Source organism: Rhodococcus jostii NBRC 16295 (assembly GCF_001894825.1).
GTDB classification, from domain to species: domain Bacteria; phylum Actinomycetota; class Actinomycetes; order Mycobacteriales; family Mycobacteriaceae; genus Rhodococcus_F; species Rhodococcus_F jostii.
In genome coordinates, this window is sequence record NZ_BCWY01000018.1 from 111,437 (window position 1) to 130,981 (window position 19,545).

Annotated in this window: 1 protein-coding gene and 1 pseudogene; both read right to left on the minus strand. The window is 65.2% G+C overall.

Annotated elements, in window-relative coordinates; genetic code table 11:
• Positions 1–3 precede the first annotated feature (3 nt).
• The gene (locus tag RJ1_RS14630) at positions 4–18,102 is read right to left on the minus strand and encodes a non-ribosomal peptide synthetase (protein WP_439958213.1); all 18,099 of its coding nucleotides are present in this window, start codon (positions 18,100–18,102) and stop codon (positions 4–6) included.
• Between the two features lie 9 nt (positions 18,103–18,111).
• Positions 18,112–19,398 (minus strand): annotated as a pseudogene (locus tag RJ1_RS49285) (condensation domain-containing protein); the annotation flags it as partial.
• Positions 19,399–19,545 lie beyond the last annotated feature (147 nt).

Below are 19,545 nucleotides of genomic sequence, written 5' to 3' on the forward strand. Positions count from 1 at the left end.
CACTCACGGGTGGAGCAGCTGGTTGAGAGCAGGACCGATCACGGCGAAAGCTTCCGGGTGCGTCATCTCGAGGTGGCCGACGTCGACGACGGTGTTGGTCACGACGCCAGACGCATACTTTTCCCACGTCCTCGCCGCTGCGTCCTTGTCGACCCGGCCCCTCCCGGCCGTGAAGAAGGCGATGTCGCCGCTGAACACCCGTGGGCGGTACGCGAAGGCGAGCCGCTCCGAGGTGAGGAAGCTGTCCATGATCTTGTCGACCCGTTCGGCAGTGACCATCCCGGAGGCGATCAGCTGAGTGCGAATCGATGCGGTGACGTCCTCGCGAGTGGTCGCTCTCGCATCGGCCCCGAGGTCGAGTAACTCGCGCCAACCGCCGAGTAGGTCGGTCACCGGATGTCCGCTGTCCGCCTCGCGAGGGATGAGCACTTCCAGATCTTCGGCCGAACCGATGGCGCTGTCGAGGATCGCGAGGAGTCCGACATCGTCTCCGGCGTCCTGCAGTCGAACCGCGATCGCATGGGCGATGTCGCCGCCGAGGGACCATCCGAGAAGGTGATAGGGGCCGTGCGGTTGAATCCGGCGGATCTCGGCGACGTACCGCGCCGCGAGTTCTTCCACCGACTCCGCGCTGGGCTCTCCGGCGACCACATGCGGGTCCTGCACCCCGTAGAGGGGACGATTCGTGTCCAGGCTGGAGACGAGGCCGCCGTAGAACCACGCCAATCCTCCCGCCGGATGAATACCGAAGAGGGGCGGTTCGGATCCCGCGGCGCGCAGTGGAACTACAACCTCGAAGCCCGACGCCGATTCGCCGGCAGTGCGGGCTTCGACCCGACGCGCGATGGCGGCAGGGGTCGGATCGGCGAACATCCACTGCAACTGCACTTCCAGACCGGAGTGACTGTTCAGTTCCGACACCGCACGAGTCGCCAGGAGAGAGGTTCCCCCCAACTCGAAGAAGCTGTCCCCCGCACCGACCCGGTCCACACCGAGTACCTTCGCGAACCCGTTCGCGACGACTTCCTCCAGCGCGGTCGACGGTCTACGGAACTTCCGCATCCCGAACACCGGAGCAGGCAACGCTTTCCGATCCAACTTGCCGTTCGCTGTCACCGGCAACTCGTCGAGCACTACGAATGCGGACGGCACCATGTAGCTCGGCACGTCTCGTGCCACGGCATCCCTGACGGTGTCGACGTCGATCACTTCACCCGCGACCGGCACCACGTACGCCACCAGTCGGTCGCCGGCGTGCTCGTCGCGGTGTACCACCACGACCACCCGGGCAACCGACACACCGGACGACAACGCCGACTCGATCTCACCCAACTCGATTCGCTGCCCGCGGACCTTCACCTGGAAGTCTGTGCGCCCGAGGTACGCCAACTGACCGTCGGCACGCCAGGAGACGAGGTCACCCGTTCGATACATCCGGTCGCCCTCCGCGCCATAGGGGTTGGCCACGAACCGGTCCGCGGTCAACTCCGGACGGCCGACATACCCCCGTGCCGTCTGGACACCTGCCAGATGCAACTCGCCCGGGACACCCACCGGCACCGGTCGTAGCCGCGAATCGAGCACGTATGCCGACGCGTTCCACACGGGCCGGCCGATCGGCACCGCAGAATCGAACTCGCCATCGATCGCGCACTCGGTCGCATGGACCGTGAACTCGGTCGGACCGTACAGGTTGTGCACCGACACGCCCGGCAACCCGATGCGCACCCGTTCCATCGTGTGTACCGGCAACTCCTCACCCGCGACGAGGACCGCCCGTAACGAACCACAACTTCCGGCCACGAGACCGTCGACGAACACAGACAACATCGAGGGCACGAACGATACCAATGACACACCCTCCTCGTCGATGACTCGGGCCAGATATTCCGGATTGCGATGACCGTCGGCGTCTGCGACCACCACACGCGCACCTGTGATCAAGGGACAGAACAACTCCCATACCGACACGTCGAACGTGAGTGGTGTCTTCAGCAACACCACGTCATCGCGGGACAACGCGAACCTGTCCGTCAGCCACAACAGCTGATTGACCAGCGAGGAATGCGATACGGCCACACCCTTCGGACGCCCGGTCGAACCCGACGTGAAGACGACGTACGCCGCATTGCCCGGATGCACCGAAGACAACCGATCGGAATCCGATACCGGAGACTCATCGAACCCCGATACATCGACCGTGTCCACGCACACGACGGAATGGTTTCCCGCAACCCGGAAACCATCGCGTTCGGTCGTCAGTACACACTCCACTGCCGCTGTGTCGAGGACATACGCATTGCGCTCGGCGGGCTGATCCGGATCGATCGGCACATACGTCCCGCCCGCTTTCACCACGGCACACACCGCGACAACGAGATCCATGCTGCGGCGAATTCCGATACCCACCGATGACTCGGGTCCTACACCGGTGCTGATGAGCTTGCGTGCCAGACGATTCACTCTCGCATCGAGCTGCCGGAATGTCCGAGAATGGTTCTCGGACAGAACCGCAATACGGTCGGGCGTCCGTGCGACCTGTGCATCGATCAACGACACCAACGACGCACCCGCATCCACGTCCAGGGGATGCGGGGTCTGATTCCAGCCGTCGAGCACCAACAATCTCTCGGAGGTGTCGAGAATCTCGACGTCTCCCACAGCTGTTGCCGAATCCGCCGTCACAACGTCGAGAATCCGGGTGAATCGATCCACGAACGAGGCCACCGTCGTCGAGTCGAACAGATCGGTGGCGTAGGAGAACTCGCCCTCGATGCCCGCAGGCGAGCCGTCTGGCGAGAAGCGTTCGACGAGGACCAGGCTGAGGTCGAACATCGCGGGTCGGACGCCGGGAATCAGAGGCTCGACACTCAGTCCGGGTAACTCCAGCGACGCCCGCTCGATGTTCTGGAAGGCGAAGAACACTTGAAAGAGTGGCGAGTGAGCCGTGGTACGTGAAGGATTGAGTACTTCCACCAGCTGTTCGAACGGCACGTCTGCGTGTGCGAACGCCGTGAGGTCCCGCTCGCGTGTGTCGGCGAGCAGGTCGGTGAAAGGCCGATCGAGTTCGGCCTGGGTGCGAAGGACGAGAGTGTTGACGAACATACCGACGAGATCGTCGAGGGCACGGTCGTTGCGGCCGGCCACCGGTGTTCCGACCGCGACGTCGGCGCTGCCGCACAGTCGTGCCAGCAGCACGGACAGTGCGGCGTGGGCGACCATGAAGACGCTGGTCCTGTGCTCCCGCGCAAGCTCGCCGATCCGGTTCTGGAGGTCGGGCGGAATCGTGAACTCGACGGTGTGGCCGCGCATCGATGCGACCGCCGGACGCGGTCGGTCCGTGGGCAGTGCGATCACGTCGGGAAGGTTCGCCAATTCCCGGGTCCAGTATCGGATCTGCTCGGACATCACCGATTCCGGGTCGGTGTGGGATCCGAGCATGCGTCGCTGCCACAGCGTGTAGTCGGCGTACTGGACGGGGAGTGGGTACCAGGCCGGTGCGAGATGCACGATTCGGGCGGAGTACGCCGTCATCATGTCCCGGATCAACGGAGCCATCGACGATCCGTCCGCGCTGATGTGATGCACAGTCAGGACGACGACATGATCGGCCGGACCTACCTCGAGTACCTCCACCCGAATCGGCACCGATCGGCTGACATCGAAACCTGCTGACGTCGACTCGACGATCAGTGCCTGGAGGGTGGCCTCGTCGACCCGCCTGAGTGTGATCTCGGGAACCGCCTGGTCCGAAGGGAGGATGGCCTGATGCGGCTCTCCATCGGTTATCGGATACACCGTCCGGAGCACCTCGTGGCGAGCGACGAGATCGGCTACGGCCAACCGGAGTGCGCCGAGGTCGAGTTCCCCGCCCAACCGCACGACCATCGGGATGTTGTAGGCGGGCGAGGAGGTATCGAACTGGTTGAGGAACCACATCCGCCGCTGCGCCAGCGACAACGGGACGCGCTCGGGTCGCTCCTGTGGCTCCAGTGGCACACGCGAGCCGGCGTCCATATTCGCGACGCGGGCCGCCAACTCCGCGACGGCGGGCGCCTCGAAGAGATCCCGCACACCGATCGCCACACCGAGTACGTCACCGAGTCGGGCGGTCACCCGCACGGCGGTAAGCGAGTTCCCGCCCAGCTGGAAGAAGTCGTCGCGTGCGCCGACCCGGTCCACACCTAGGACCCGCGCATAGGTGTCCGCCACGACGTCTTCGATCGGGGTTCGCGGGGCGACGAACGATCGGTTCGATGCCGGAAGAGGGGTGGGTAGTGCCTCACGGTCCAATTTTCCGGTCGCGGTGAGCGGGAGGGAATCGAGAACGACGATGGAGGTGGGGACCATGTAACTCGGCAACATTCTGAAGGCGTGGTCGGAGAGCGCCGCCGGATCCGGGGCTGCGCCGGCGGCGGGCACGATGTAGGAGACGAGCATGGTGGTTCCCGCCGGATTCTGCCTTCCGACAGTCACACACACCTCCACCCCCGGGTATCCGGCCAGGACTGCGTCGATTTCGCCGAGTTCGATGCGCAGGCCGCGCATCTTGATCTGAAAGTCGGAGCGACCGAGGTACTCCATGGTGCCGTCGGCGTTCCGGCGCACGATGTCTCCGGTGCGGTAGAGCCGACTGCCTACCGGCCCGAACGAGTTGGCGACGAATCGCTGTGCTGTGAGCGCGGGCTGATCGAGGTATCCCCGGGCGAGCTGCACGCCGGAGACGTACAGCTCGCCGGCGACGCCGATCGGCACCGGCCGCAGCCAGTGGTCGAGCACTGCGGCGTTCACGCCCCGGATCGGGCCACCGATCGTGACGGGAGTGTCGCGGCCGAGCACGTCGCTGATTGCCACCATGATGACGGTTTCGGTCGGACCGTACCCGTTGTACAGGCGGCGGTGCGGTGCCCATTTCTCGACCAGATCCGTCGGCATGTTTTCGCCACCGGCAACGAGGACCTCCAGATCCTCGAGACCGGCGGGGCGCATCGTGGCGAGAACGCTCGGTGTGATGAAGGCATGGGACACTCGCCTGCGCGAGATCAGCTGGTGCAGTGCGGCACCGGCGAAGATCTCCGGTGGCGAGACCACCAGGGTCGCGCCGGTTCCGTACGCCATCAGCATTTCCAGCATCGCGGCGTCGAAACTCGGTGAGGCGACCTGCAGAACCCGGGAGGACGACGTCACCGAGTACCGGTCTCGCTGTTCCGCTGCAAAATTCGCCAATCCACGGTGGGTGATCACGACACCCTTGGGTAGTCCCGTCGACCCTGACGTGTAGATGACGTATGCAGAGTGGTCGATCCTCACTGGTCGAATTCGGTCGCCCTCGGCGATCGCCCGGACAGGCTGCGCCGCAACGTCGGCATCGGTCTCGGGATCGTCGAGGAGGAGCCACGACACATGGTGTGGCAGAGCGGTGCGATGTTCCGTCGTCGTGACGCCGACGACCGCGGCCCCGTCCGCGAGCATCCGCTCGATGCGATCACGGGGAAGGTTCGGGTCCATCGGCGTGAACGCCGCACCGGTTTTCGCGGCTGCCCACATCGCTACGCTGAACGCCGCCGACCGGGGAAGGACGACGGCGACCATCGTCTCCGGTCCTGCGCCCATAGCAATGAGACTGCGTGCCATCTGATTGGACCGGCGATCCAGCTCACCGTACGACACGGTTTCCCGATCGGATTCCAACGCCACGGCCCGGGGGTTCCGTGCCGCCGTCGACATCAGCATCTCCGGCAGCGTGCGAGGTGTCTCGGCCGGTCCTCCGGTTACGGACGTCAGCGCGCGGTCGCTCTCGTCGAGCAGGCCGATCGCGGCGAGGGTCGTGCCGGGCCGCTCCACCACCGCGCGCAGGACGCTGTCCAGCCGATTCGCGATGGATCGAGCGGTTGCTTCGTCGATACTGTCCGGAAGGTAGCGGACCCGGAGGTGGAGTCGATCGTCCTGGTGGGCCTGAATGGTGAGCGGGTAGTGTGCGGAGTCCGATCCCGTCGCAGAGACGACACGGAGTCCGGCGAGATCGGTCTCGGAATCCATTCCCGCGGTGTCGACTGGATACGACTCGAATACGGTGAGAGTGTCGAACAGGGTTCCCAAGCCGACGGCTTCGGCGATGTCGGGCAGTCCGGCATGATGATGGTCGAGGAGCTGCGTCTTTCGGTTCTGCAGGGACGCCAGCGCGTCGGTGATCGTGCGACGCGGATCGATGTGCACACTGACCGGAATGGTGTTGATGAACAGCCCGACCATGGATTCGATTCCGGGCAGGCCGGGTGGCCGACCGGAGACCGTCTCCCCGAACACGACGTGGTCGCGGCCGAGAAGATTGCCCAACACCATTGCCCATGCGAATTGCACGATGGTGCTCACGGTGACGTCGTTCGTTCGCGAGAAGGACACCAAGTGTGCCGTGGTCTCCTCGTCCGCGTCGAGGCGCACCTCGTCCGGTGTCGCTGTCATCGAGCCTTGCGAGGGGGCGAGGATGCTGGGCTCGGTGACGTCGGCGAGTGCTTGCCGCCAGATGTCGATGCCGGCGTCCCGGTCACGTGCGGCGAGCCACATCAGAAAGTCACTGAACGGGCGTGCGGGTGGCAACGCCCCCGCGCCTCCGTCGATCACGTACAGAGTGATCAACTCGCGCAGCATGATCGGAAGTGACCATCCGTCCACGAGTATGTGATGAGCCGTCACCACCAACCGGTGCTGCCCGGACGCCGTGGTGACAAGTAACAGGCGCATCAAGGGAGGCTCTGTCATGTCGAACCGGTCCAGGCGTGCGGCCGCCGCCAACCGATCAGCCTCGGCGCACGCCGCCGGTGTGTCCAGGTGCCTGAGGTCCGCAGTGGACAATCCAGGTGTGGTCCTGCCGACCACGACCTGAATCGGTGTTCCGTCATCTCGACGGAGGAAGGCGGTTCGCAGATTCGGGTGCCGGTCGAGCAGCGCGGTCGAGGCACGCGACAATCGGTCGCGGTCGACATCGCCTGTCAGTCCGAGAACTGCCTGCGCCGTATAGACATCCAGATCGTGGTGAGCCAGGTCGGCGTGGAAGAGAAGTCCTGTCTGCAGCGGTGCAAGTGGCCAGAGATCGTGTGCGCCCGGGTACCGCTCGACGAGTGCGTCCAACTCGTCCTGGGCAATTCGCACCATCGGGACATCGGACGGTGTCAGCCCCCACTCGCTGCCCGCCATCACGGTGTCGGCGATCGCTCTCAGCGCGCGAGTCCACAACTCCGCCAGTTCTGACACCTCGTCCCGAGACAGCACATTCGATGCGAATCGCACGTCTGCGGTCAGACACCCACCTTCGCGTGTCGTGGCGGCGTACGCAGTGATTGCCAGCGCGCCGGTGACCGCCATGTCCTGATCCCCGGCGGTACCGGGATCGAACGCTTCGGCCGCAGGGGTCCAGCCGAGCCAGTCGAGGTCTTCGGGTATGTCGCCGCGTCCGTCTCGCCCGAGATAGTTGAAACTGATCTGTGGTTCATCGAAGTGTTGGAGGCGGCGCTTCTCCTCGCCACCCAGATAACGCAGCAACCCGTACCCGATCCCATTGGCGGGCACCCGGCGGAGGCACTCCTTGACGCGTTTGACGGCCTGGACTGTGGCGGGGCCGCCGTCGAGAGCGGATGCGCGGTCGAGCCCGTCGAGGTCGAGGTCGACTGGGAACGCGCAGGTGAACCATCCAACCGTGCGGGACAGGTCGGCACCCGGAACCAGCTCTTCCTCCCGTCCGTGTCCCTCGAGCAGGACGAGTGTGCCGGGTACGTCGACGCCCCGTTGTGCACGCCAACTCTGCACAGCCAGCGCCAGCGCGGTCAGGAGACCGTCGCCCGCCCTACCTCGGATGACGCGGGGCAGTATCGTCAGCAGAGCTTCGGTGACGTGGGGCGGCAGAACCACGGTGATTCGATCAACGTTCTGCTGGGTGTCGGCCACGGGATCCGTATCTCTCGCGCCCAGCGGAGGATCGGGCACGGAGAGCGCCGCTTCCCAGAACCCGACCTCGTCGCTGCGCAACCGGGCCAGTTCGGGTAGTGCCGCCGCCCACCGCCGCATCGAGGTGCCCACGGGAGTCAGTGAAACCGACCTCCCCGCCAAGTCCTGCACCCACGCGGACATGAAGTCGGGAATCAGAATTCGCCAGGACACCGCGTCGACGGCGAGGTGGTGGATGACGACGAGAACGCGACCGTCACCGGCCGCACCGGATTCGGGATGCAACCAGACGACCTGGATCATTCGACCGGATGATGGATCCACACGGCGGGTGGCTGCGGCCAGCTCTTCTTCGACCAGGCTGGTGAAGCCGATCGTTCCGGGGCTGTGTGCGTCGTCGAACTCGACACCGATCACGGCGTCCGCTGCGGCGATCCTTCCGGGAGGGAGGACCTCGCAGGCTCCGCCACTGTCGTCGAGTGTGAATCGGGCGCGCAACATGTCGTGGTGATCGAGGACGATCTGGACTGTCTTCTCGATACCGGCCGACGTGGCTCCGGCAGGCAAGGTCAGGAGCATCGACTGCGCGAACCGGGAGTGACTGCCGGGGAGCCCGAGGAACCACCGGACTATCGGGGTTGCCGCCACGTCCCCGACACCACCACCTTCGAGTTCCTCCAGCGTCCTCCCATGGGGTCGGTCGATTTCGGCGACGTCGGTCAGCAACTCCACGGTCTTGCATTCGAATATGTCCCGGGCACTCACAGCGATGCCCGCGGACCTGAGTCGTGAGACGAGCTGTATCGACAGGATGCTGTCGCCGCCCAGCGCGAAGAACGACTCCCGGACTCCCACGTGTTCGAGACCCAGCGTCTCCGCGAACATCGCAGCGATCGTTGCTTCCGTGGGGTTTCGCGGACCAACGAATTCTGATGGTGCAGTGAGGAGTTCGTGGTCGGATAGTGCGTTGCGATCCACTTTGCCCGTCGACGTGAGCGGCAGTGCCGCCAGAACCGTGATGACAGTCGGAACCATGTACCCGGGGAGGGTACGACCGAGGAAACGGCTGAGCGCGTCGATGTCCGGGTCGGCCCCCGCTGCCGGGACCACGTAGGACACCAGGACGGTGTTACCGGCCGCACCCTTCGCGCCGACGGTGACCGCCTGCTCGATCAGTGGATGCGAAGTCAGTGCGGATTCGATCTCACCCAATTCGACTCGGAGTCCGCGCAATTTCACCTGGAAGTCGTTCCGTCCCACAAACTCCAATCTCACGCCGCCGGAACTACGAGTCCACCGGACGGTGTCGCCAGTCCGATACATGCGCTCCCCCGCATTGCCGCACGGATCTGCGACGAATCGCTGCGACGTCAGCCCCGGGCGTGCGTTGTATCCGCGTGCCAATTGCGGCCCGGACAGATACAACTCGCCGGTTACCCCGATCGGGACGGGTTGTAGCCTCGAGTCGAGGACCACCGCGCCCATGCCGCGGAAGGGATCTCCGATCGTGATCGGGGCACCGGGTTCCAGCGGCTCGCTTCCTGTTGCCAGGACCGTCGTTTCGGTCGGCCCGTACAGGTTGATCAGCGTCCGGCCCGGCGCCCACCGCTCGATCAGTTCCGGTGTGCAGCGTTCACCGCCGAAGACGAGGACGCCGAGGCTCGGCAGCGACGACGGATCCATCGCGGAGACTACGGCAGTGGTCAGGAACGCGTGGGTGACGTGCTCGGCCGTGACCAGCGTGGCAAGCTGGGCACCTCCGAACACGGTCGGTGGCGCCACCACGAGGGCTGCACCGGCTCCTACCGCCATCAGCAACTCGAGCATCGAGCCGTCGAAACTCGGTGACGCCACCTGGAGGACACGTGCCGACGGTGTCACTGCGAATCGCCTGCGCTCTTCGGCGGCGAGCTGGGCAAGTCCACGATGAGTCACCGTCACACCCTTCGGCGTGCCGGTCGATCCTGACGTGTAGATCACATACGCGGTGTTGTCGAGGCGTAACCTCGAGACGCACTCCTGGTCACTGATCGGCGCCGCGGACTCACGTGACAGCGCTGCGTCGACGTCCGGGTCATCGATGGTCAGCCAGTCCGCAGAAGCGGGGAGTAGGTCTCGGTCCGTGCGGGTCGTGACGCCCAGAGTGGCGCCGGAATCGGACAGCATGTGTTCGATCCGGGCCCGTGGTAGTCCGGGGTCGACGGGCAGGAACGCGGCACCTGCCTTGGTCACGGCCCATATGGCCAGCCAAAGCTCCACTGATCGGCCCAGAGCAACCGCGACCACGGACTCGGGTGCCGATCCTGCGCGGATCAAGTGCCGTGCAAGCCGATTCGACCTCGCGTCGACCTCGCCGTAGGACAGCGTTGTGCCCTCGAAGACGAGCGCGGGCGCCGCAGGATCGTGGTCGCGGAGCAGGTCGGGCAGCACGCGAGGCTTGGCGTCGGTCTCGGCGAAGACCGGTACGAGCAGCGCAGTGTCGGTATCGCCGAGCAGGTCGACGTCACCGATCGGCGTCGAGGGGTCGGTGCTCACCGACTCGAGCACCCGAACGTACTGAGCGGCCACCTCACGGATGGTCGAGCGATCGAAGTAGTCGGTGGCGTAGCTGAATTCACCCGAGATTCCGGGAGAGCCAGGCTCGGCGTTCTCGGTGAGTGTCACCGTGAGATCGACCTTCGCTCCGGTCAGAGGAGTGTCGAGAACCTCGAGCGTGAGGTGAGGGAGCTCGAAGTGGGGCCGTTCCATGTTCTGGACCGTGAGCATGACCTGGAACAGCGGTGAATGCGACATCTCCCGCTCGGGCGCGAGTACCTCGACCAGTCGTTCGAAAGGCACGTCCGCGTTCTCGAATGCAGCCAGGTCTCCTTCTCGTGTCCGCGCGAGTAGATCGGCGAAACTCTCGGACGGCTCGACCTGGGAGCGAAGCACGAGAGTATTGACCAGCATCCCGACGAGGTCGTCCAACGCCTGTTCGCCGCGGCCCGCTACCGGCGTGCCCACCGCGATGTCGCGGCTCCCACCCAGCCGTGCGAGGAGGGCTGCGAGCGCCGCGTGCATCACCATGAACACCGTCGCGTGGTGGCGATGTGCGAGTGAGGTGATCCGTCGATGCAGCCGGCCGTCGATGGTGAAGTCCACGGTGTCGGCGTGCATGGACGAGAGCGGGCGGCGAGGACGATCGACGGGCAGGTCGATCACGTCCGGTAGCCCGGTCAGGGTTCGCACCCAGAAGTCGAGTTGGCGCCCGATCACCGAGTCCGGATCCTCCTCACTGCCGAGGACCTCTCGCTGCCAGAGCGTGTAGTCGGCGTATTGCACAGGGAGCGGTGACCACGACGGTGCCACGCCGTGTGCGCGGGCCTCGTACGCAGCCATGACATCGCGGGCCAGGGGTGCCATGGACGCGCCGTCAGCCGAAATGTGGTGCACCACCACGGTCAGCACGTGCTCGTGATCGCTGACCCGGAATAGCCGGATGCGTATCGGAACGTCTTTCGCGACGTCGAATCCGGCGCCGATCCACGAACCGATTCGGGCGCGCAGTTCACTGCTCCCCTCGACGTTCACCGGGGTGAGGTCCAGGCCTGCGATGACGTGGGCCGCCTCGACGATCAGCTGGGCCGGGTCCCGGTCACCGCCGGGGAATCGCGTGCGCAGCGATTCGTGCCGTTCGAGCACGTCGCCGATCGCCGCCCGCAGCGCATTCACGTCCAGCATCCCCGTGAGACGGGCGGCGAACGGAATGTTGTATGCACCCGAGTCGGGGTCGAACTGATTGATGAACCACATCCGGCGTTGTGCCGATGACAGCGGAATGCGCTCGGGTCGTTCCCGCGGCCCCAGCGGAACGTGGTGACCGGATTCCGCGCCGGCAAGTCGGGTTGCCAGTTCCGCGACCGTCGGCGCCTCGAACAGTTCGCGAACGCCGACGCTCACACCCAGCGCCGGGCCGAGGCGTGCGACCAACCGGGCAGCGATCAGCGAGTTTCCCCCCAACTCGAAGAAGTCGTCGTCGACGCCGACGCTGTCGAGTCCCAGCACGTCGCCGAAGGCTGTCGCAATCATCCTCTCCACCTGCGTCTTCGGCGAGACAAAATCTTTGGTGGAGCCGATGACGTCGTCGGGCAGCGCCCGCTTGTCCAGTTTTCCGTTGAGGGTCAACGGCAAACTCTCGAGAGCAGTCACCGAAGCGGGCACCATGTACCCCGGAAGGCGTTCGGAAACGAATTCCCGTACCTCGGCGAGGCGTGCCTGGGTGCGCGGATCGTTGGCGTACTCCACCGCGGAACGCACTATGGGGGGTGCAGTGAAGACGTCCGTCATCGGGACCCGCGTGTCGCCCGAGTCATTGTCACCGATGAAGACCGCGTCGAGGTGTCCAGTTTCCGTGCCCCACGTGACGGCGACATCGAGTCCGAGTTGCGCACCCAGAGAATGCAACTCCTCGGCGGTCACACCACGCGGCTCGGCGGTTCCCTGCTCGTCACCGAACTCGTCGAGGAGGGTGATATTTCGAAGCGCCCGTGCGAGGGCTGCATCGGTGGCAACGCCGAATTGCGGTATGTCCACCACTCGAACATGTTCGGGACTCGACGCGGAGAGTAGCTCCTTCAGGGTGGAGAGGTCGCCGATCGTCGACCAGCGCCGGCGTGGAACCTCCGCGAGCGACCGCGCGAAGACTGGTGACTTGCGCAGGACGACGTCGTATCGATACCGGGTCAGTTCGTTGTCGAACCGACCGCGCTCGAGCTGGATGTCGACGCCGCCGATGTCGGGGCATTCTGCCGGCAGGGCGGTGAAGAACTCCGGCCGCAGCAGTAGTTCCGATTCAGTGGTAATCTCTCGCCGCACCTTGTCGCGCACGACCGCAAGATCGGATTCACCGTCCGGGCGTGACCGTTGGACCCCGATTGCAAATGCCGGTTGCAGTGCGAGGTTTCGAACGTCGCCGACGAATATCGAACCGCCGGGTTCCAGCAGTTCCAATGCCTGTTCGATCACATCGATCAGGTATGCCGCATCAGGGAAGTACTGAACCACGGAATTGACGACGATCGTATCGAACCCGTCCCGGGGTAGTCCTTCCACGATATCGGCGGGTTGGGCAAGCAGGTGAACTCGACCGGTCCACGACGCACGCTGCTGTGCCAGTCGCCTACGCAGCGCTTCGATCGTCACCGGCGACAGGTCGGTGGCCCAGTACTCGACGGCGTCCGGTGCCAGCCGGGCCAGCAACAGTCCGGATCCGACACCGATCTCGAGGATCCGGCGCGGATGGAGCCCCCGTATCCGTTCGACAGTCGCGTCACGCCATTCACGCATCTGCTCGATCGGTATCGACTCACCGGTGAATCGGCTCTGCCAGATGCCGAACTCTTCGCCGAACTCGGTCGAACCGCCGTCGTCGCGGGAGGACGACTGGTCTCCGGAGTACAGATCGTCATACACCTGCTGCCACTGCCCGACGAGTTCGGCGTCGATCGCCTCGTCACGCGCTCGGGATATTCGCTCGAGCACGACATAACTCGACAACTGGATGTTGCTCATGTCACCGCCGGCTCCGCCGCGCCCGTTGTCGCGCGCAATCACGGCCACCTGTGCCACCGCGGGATGAGACAGGAATGCCTCTTCGATCTCGGCCGGCTCGACGCGGAAACCGCGGATCTTGATCTGCTCATCGGCGCGCCCCACGAACTCGAGCACACCCGAGTCGTTCCATCGCACCAAGTCACCCGACCGGTACATCCGGGCGCCCTGCTCCCCGAACGGGTCCGCAGCGAAGCGTTCTGCCGTCAACGCCGGCCGACGGTAGTAGCCGCGTGCCACTCCCTCACCGGCTATCCACAGCTCACCCACGACACCCACCGGTACCGGCATCAGACCCTCATCGAGAACATATGCCCTCGCATTCGCGATCGGTGACCCGATGGGCACGGCGCCTCCGCCCGGTCCCACTTCGGTACTCGTGGCGTACACCGCGGCTTCGGTAGGCCCATACGCGTTGAGGATCCGAACATCCGGCATCAACGTCCCCACCCGGTCGACCAACCACCGAGGCAGCGGCTCACCTGCGAAAACGATGGTGTCCGGTGGTGTCGTCGCCGCCAAACCCTCCACAACCTCGGCGAGCGCGGACGGTGCCGCGCTGATCACATCCGCGGCCCGGCCGCTCCCCTCCCCGAGGACCAGCGCGTCACGAACCACTTCGATCGAACCACCGCTACACAGCGGTGCGAAGATCTCGAACACCGACACGTCGAAACCGGCTGACGTACTCGCCACGACCCGGGACCCTGCTCGCACTCCGAGTCGGGACGCCATCTGCAGAACGCAACGGGTGACGTTGCGGTGGCTGACGGCGACGCCCTTGGGGACACCGGTCGACCCGGACGTGTAGACGAGGTACGCCAGGTTGTCCGGTCGCGGCCCGGAGACGACATACCCGTCGCCCTCGCTCTCCGTCGCATTCACGTGTAACCGTGGTAGCGCGCTGTGCAGCACCCCCTCGACGCCGGGCTCCGTCAGCGCCAGGCAGGGGCGGGCTTCGGAGAGAATTCGCCCGGTGCGCTCACTCGGATAGTTGGGGTCGATCGGGAGATACGCGGCTCCGGAACCGAGGACTGCCAACAGCGCAATGACCAGATCGGCGGAGCGCGGCAAAGCGACTGCAACCACCGACTCGGGACCCACTGCGCGCTCGGCCAGCTGTCGCGCCAGGCGCTGCGCCCGACGTTCGACCTCCCGGTAGGTCAGATGGTGGTTGTCGAAGACGACTGCGACCGCATTCGGTGTCCGGCGCGCCTGCCTCTGGAACAGTTCGGGGATCGTCGAGTCGGGTGTCGGCTCCGCGGTGTCGTTCCACGTCTCCAGAACCTGTCGACGCTCGTCCCGACCGAGGAGGTCGAGCAGATCGATTCGGTGGTGCGGACCGGCGACGAACAACTCCAGCACCCGAACGTATCGGCCGGCGATCTTCTCGACGGTGGAAGCGTCGAACAAGTCCGTGGCGTACTCGATGAAGCCGCCGAGTCCGCTGTCGTGCGATGACTCCCCGGGCATGTCGGAGAGATTGACGAACAGGTCGAACTTCGCTGTTCCGGTGGGAGCGGGTTCCGGAGTGACTGCCACACCGGGGATGTCGACCATCGGCAGCGCATTGTTCTGAAGGGCTATGCAGACCTGGAACAGCGGGTGATACCCCGTCGACCGGGCCGGGTTCATCATCTCGACCAGCTGCTCGAACGGGGCGTCCTGATTCGCGTACGCGGCCAATGCTCTCTCGCGCACCGCATCGATCAGGTCGGTGACAGCGGGGTTTCCCGAGAGGTCGACCCGCAGTACCCACGTGTTGGCCAGATACCCGACGAGGTCGGCCAACGCGTCATCGGTACGACCCGCGATCGGCGATCCGAGGGGAATGTCCGTGCCGCAGCCGAGTTTGCGTAAGAGCACCGCCAGCGCCGCTTGGAGCACCATCGAGACAGTTGCACCCCGGCTGCGCGCCAACTGCTCGATGCTGCGCCGCAGGGGCGCTTCGATGGCGAACGGCACCGTGTCACCCCGGTAGCTGGCGACCGGCGGACGTGGACGGTCCGTCGGCAACTCGAGGCATTCCGGAAGCCCGGACAGCGCCTCGCGCCAATAGCGGAACTGGCGGCCGATCACGCTGTCGGTGTCGTTCTCGTCGCCGAGCAGGCTCCGTTGCCAGAGGGTGTAGTCGGCGTACTGAACCGGCAGCGGTGTCCACTCGGGTGGGCTGCCGTCCCGGCGTGCCGAGTACGCACGCAACACGTCGCGTGCCAGCGGCGCCAGTGATCCACCGTCGCCGGCGATGTGATGGATGACCAGAGCCAGAACGCACTCGTCACCGGAGCATTGGAAGATTCTGGCGTGCAGCGGAATCTCGTGAGAGAGATCGAATCGACGACGGGAGACTTCGGCGAGACCCGGTGAGAGTTGGTCGGGACCGGCATTCACGATGTCGACCCCGAGTTCGAATTCGTCTACACCGAGCACGTTCTGGACCGGAACGCCATCGACCTGGGGAAAGATCGTCCGCAAACTTTCGTGACGGATCACGACATCGTGTAACGCCGCGACGAGAGCATCGCAATCGATCGCGCCGGACAGGCGCACGGCCAGCGCGATGTTGTACGTGGCCGACGGGCCCTCGAGGCGGTGAAGGAACCACAGTCGGCGCTGTGCGTACGACAGTGGCACCCGATCGTCGCGATTCTGCGGGACGAGGGGCGGCCGGACCGGTTCCGCGCCGGAGAGTTGGGGGGCGAGATCTACGATCGCCGGGAACTCGAAGATCGCGCGTATGGGCACCTCGACTGCAAGTGCCGAGCGGATCCGGTTCACGAGCCGGGTAGCGAGCAGTGAATGGCCGCCGAGTTCGAAGAACCCGTCGTCGATTCCGATGCCGTCGACGCCGAGTACCTCGGTGAACAACTCCACGAGTGCTCGCTCGTCGGCCGTTCTCGGGGCGCGGTACGGGTGCGCGCCTGACAGGTCCGGGATCGGCAGCCGACTGCCGTCCAACTTTCCGTTGGCGGTCAACGGGAATTGTTCGACGACGAGAACCGCAACCGGAACCATGTACTCCGGCACCCGGCCCGCGACGAAGCGTCGAATATTCGCGCGTAGATCCGAGAAGTCCCGATCCCCGGCGTATTCGGTAGCCGCGGGACCGAGGACCACATATGCCACCAAGGCGACGTCGACGTTTCCGTCGGTGTCCGAGGTATCCGGACGGTCCCGGAGGAGTACCACGGCACGCTCCACCGAGGGATGCGACAGCAGAACGGCCTCGATCTCGCCGGGTTCGATCCGCAGACCACGCAACTTGAGCTGATCGTCCGCCCGGCCCAGAAACTCGAGGTTCCCGCTGCCGTTGTCGGTAGCCCACCGCACCACGTCGCCGGTTCGATACATTCTCCGTCCTGGAACACCGAACGGATCCGGAACGAACCTCTCAGCAGTCAGGGCGGCTCTGCCGTGGTAACCGCGGGCGAGCTGTACGCCCGACAGATATAGTTCGCCGACGACGCCGGGAGGTACCGGGTGCAGTCTCGAATCACACACGTAGCAATGCACATTCGACTCCGGTGTCCCGATCGGGACGATGCCGTCGTCGAGTCCGGACCACGAACACGACGTCACACTGACCGCGGCCTCCGTGGGCCCGTAGAGGTTGTGTACGGCGGCGTCGCTGACCCGGCGCAGACGTGCAGCCGTGTGGGCCGGAAACGGCTCGCCGATGCACATCACCTGTCGAAGGGATCGCAGATCACCCGATTCCGCTGTCTCGAGGAAGGCGGCGAGCAAGGATGGCACGAAATCGGCGGTGGTGATCTGCTCTTCGCGCATCACGCGCGCGAGGTAGTCCGGGTCGCGGTGCCCACCCGGCGCAGCCAGGACCAGTCGCGCGCCCACCGTCAAGGGCCAGAACAGCTCCCACACAGACAGGTCGAACGTCGCCGGCGTCTTCTGGAGCATCGAATCTCCGGCATCGAGTGCATAGCGGGCTTGCTTCCACCGCATCTGGTTGACCACCGCTGCGTGGGGCACGGCGACCCCCTTGGGTGCACCGGTAGACCCGGAGGTGTAGATGAGGTACGCGAGATGCGAAGACCGCAGAGGCGTCACGCGATCCGAGTCCGTGATCGGTCCCCTGTCGTAGCCGATCAGATCGAACGACTCGATCGACCACACCGGCAGGTGATTCGCTCCCGGGACGTCGAGTTCCTGGGAACTCAGCAGCGCAACCGGCTGTGCGTTCGCGAGCACCGCCCTCGTGCGTTCTATCGGATGGTCCACGTCCAATGGAAGGTACGCGCCACCGGCCGCCAGCACGGCGTAGATGCCGACCATCAGGTCGGTGGAGCGCTTCAACGCGAGTGCCACTACCGATTCGGGCCCGACACCGAGAGCGATGAGGTGACGTCCCAGACGATTGACCCGCCCGGAGAACTCGCCGTAGGTCAATCGGTCGTCGCCGCTGACGATGGAGACGGCGTGCGGCGTGGAAGCGGCCTGCGCGGAGAACAAGTCGGGCAGAGTCGCGTCCGGCCACTCCGTGTCGGTGGCATTTCGCGTCGTCACCAAGAGTTCACGTTCCGATGCGGGCAGAAGATCGATGTCTCCGGTCACCACCGCCGGATTCCGTGTGACGGCACCGAGAATCAGCAGGAAGCGATCCGCGAACTCTCTCACGGTCGATTCTTCGAACAGATCTGTCGAATACGCCAACTCGGCGGTGATATCGGCGGGATCACCATGGTCATCGTAGTTGTCGATCAGGCTCAGATGAAGATCGTACTTCGCTGTCTTCGGGGTCAGGTCTTCAGCGGTGACGGACATTCCCGGCAACCGAAAGTCCGGCAGCGCGATGTTCTGGAAGGAGAAACCTACCTGGGTGAGGGGTGCGTGGGCGGTGGAGCGGGGTGGGTTGAGTAGTTCGACGAGTCGTTCGAAGGGGAGGTCGGCGTGGGCGAAGGCGGCGATGTCGGTGTCGCGGATGTGGTGGAGGAGGTCGGTGAAGGTGTGTGTGGGGGCGACGGTGTTGCGGAGGACGAGGGTGCCGACGAACATGCCGATGAGGTTGTCGAGGTGGGGGTGGGTGCGTCCGGCGATGGGGGTGCCGATGGTGATGTCGGTGGTGTTGGTGAGTCGGGCGAGGAGGATGGTCAGTGCGGCGTGGCAGACCATGAAGACGGTGGTGTGTTCTCGGTGCGCTAGTTCGGTGAGTGCGTGGTGGGTGTCGTTGTCGATGGTGAAGTCGATGGCGGCGCCGTGGAGGGTTTGTTGTGGGGGGCGGGGGTGGTCGGTGGGTAGTTCGAGGACTTCGGGGAGGTTGGTGAGGGTGTGGGTCCAGTAGCGGATTTGTTGGGAGATGATGGATTCGGGGTCGTCTTCGGAGCCGAGTGTTTCGCGTTGCCAGAGGGTGTAGTCGCCGTACTGCACCGGAAGGGGCGTCCAGGTGGGAGCCCTGCCCGATACCCGGGCCTCGTAGGCGGTCATCAGATCGTGCGCGAGTGGCATCAGCGAGGATCCGTCTGCGCAGATGTGGTGTAGCACCAGTGCGAGCACGTGTTCGGATGGCGAGATCCGGAACAGCGCGGTGTCGACCGGTACCTCGGTCGCGACATCGAACTCGCGCGAGACAACATCGCGCAGATGGTGCTGCAATTCGTCGACGTCGATGACGGTGCCGATCGGTTCGAGTGGGGATGGGTCGTGCACTACCTGGTGTGGGCCGTCGTCGGAGTCGGGGTAGTGGGTGCGCAGTGTTTCGTGTCGGGTGATGACGTCGGTGAGGGCGTCGGTGAGTGCGGTGGTGTCGAGGGGGCCGCGGAGTCGGACGGCGAGTGGGATGTTGTAGGCGGGTGAGGTGGTGTCGTACTGGTTGATGAACCACATTCGCTGCTGAGCCAGCGACAACGGCACCGGCTCCGAGCGCTGCCGGGGGGCCAGTGGGATTCTGACGTGGCTGTCCCGCCCGTCGAGCAGTGTGCCGAGCTCGCCCACCGAGGGCGCCGAGAATACGTCTCGAACCCCTACGTCCACGCCCAGCGCCGCGCCGACCCGCGCGGCCAT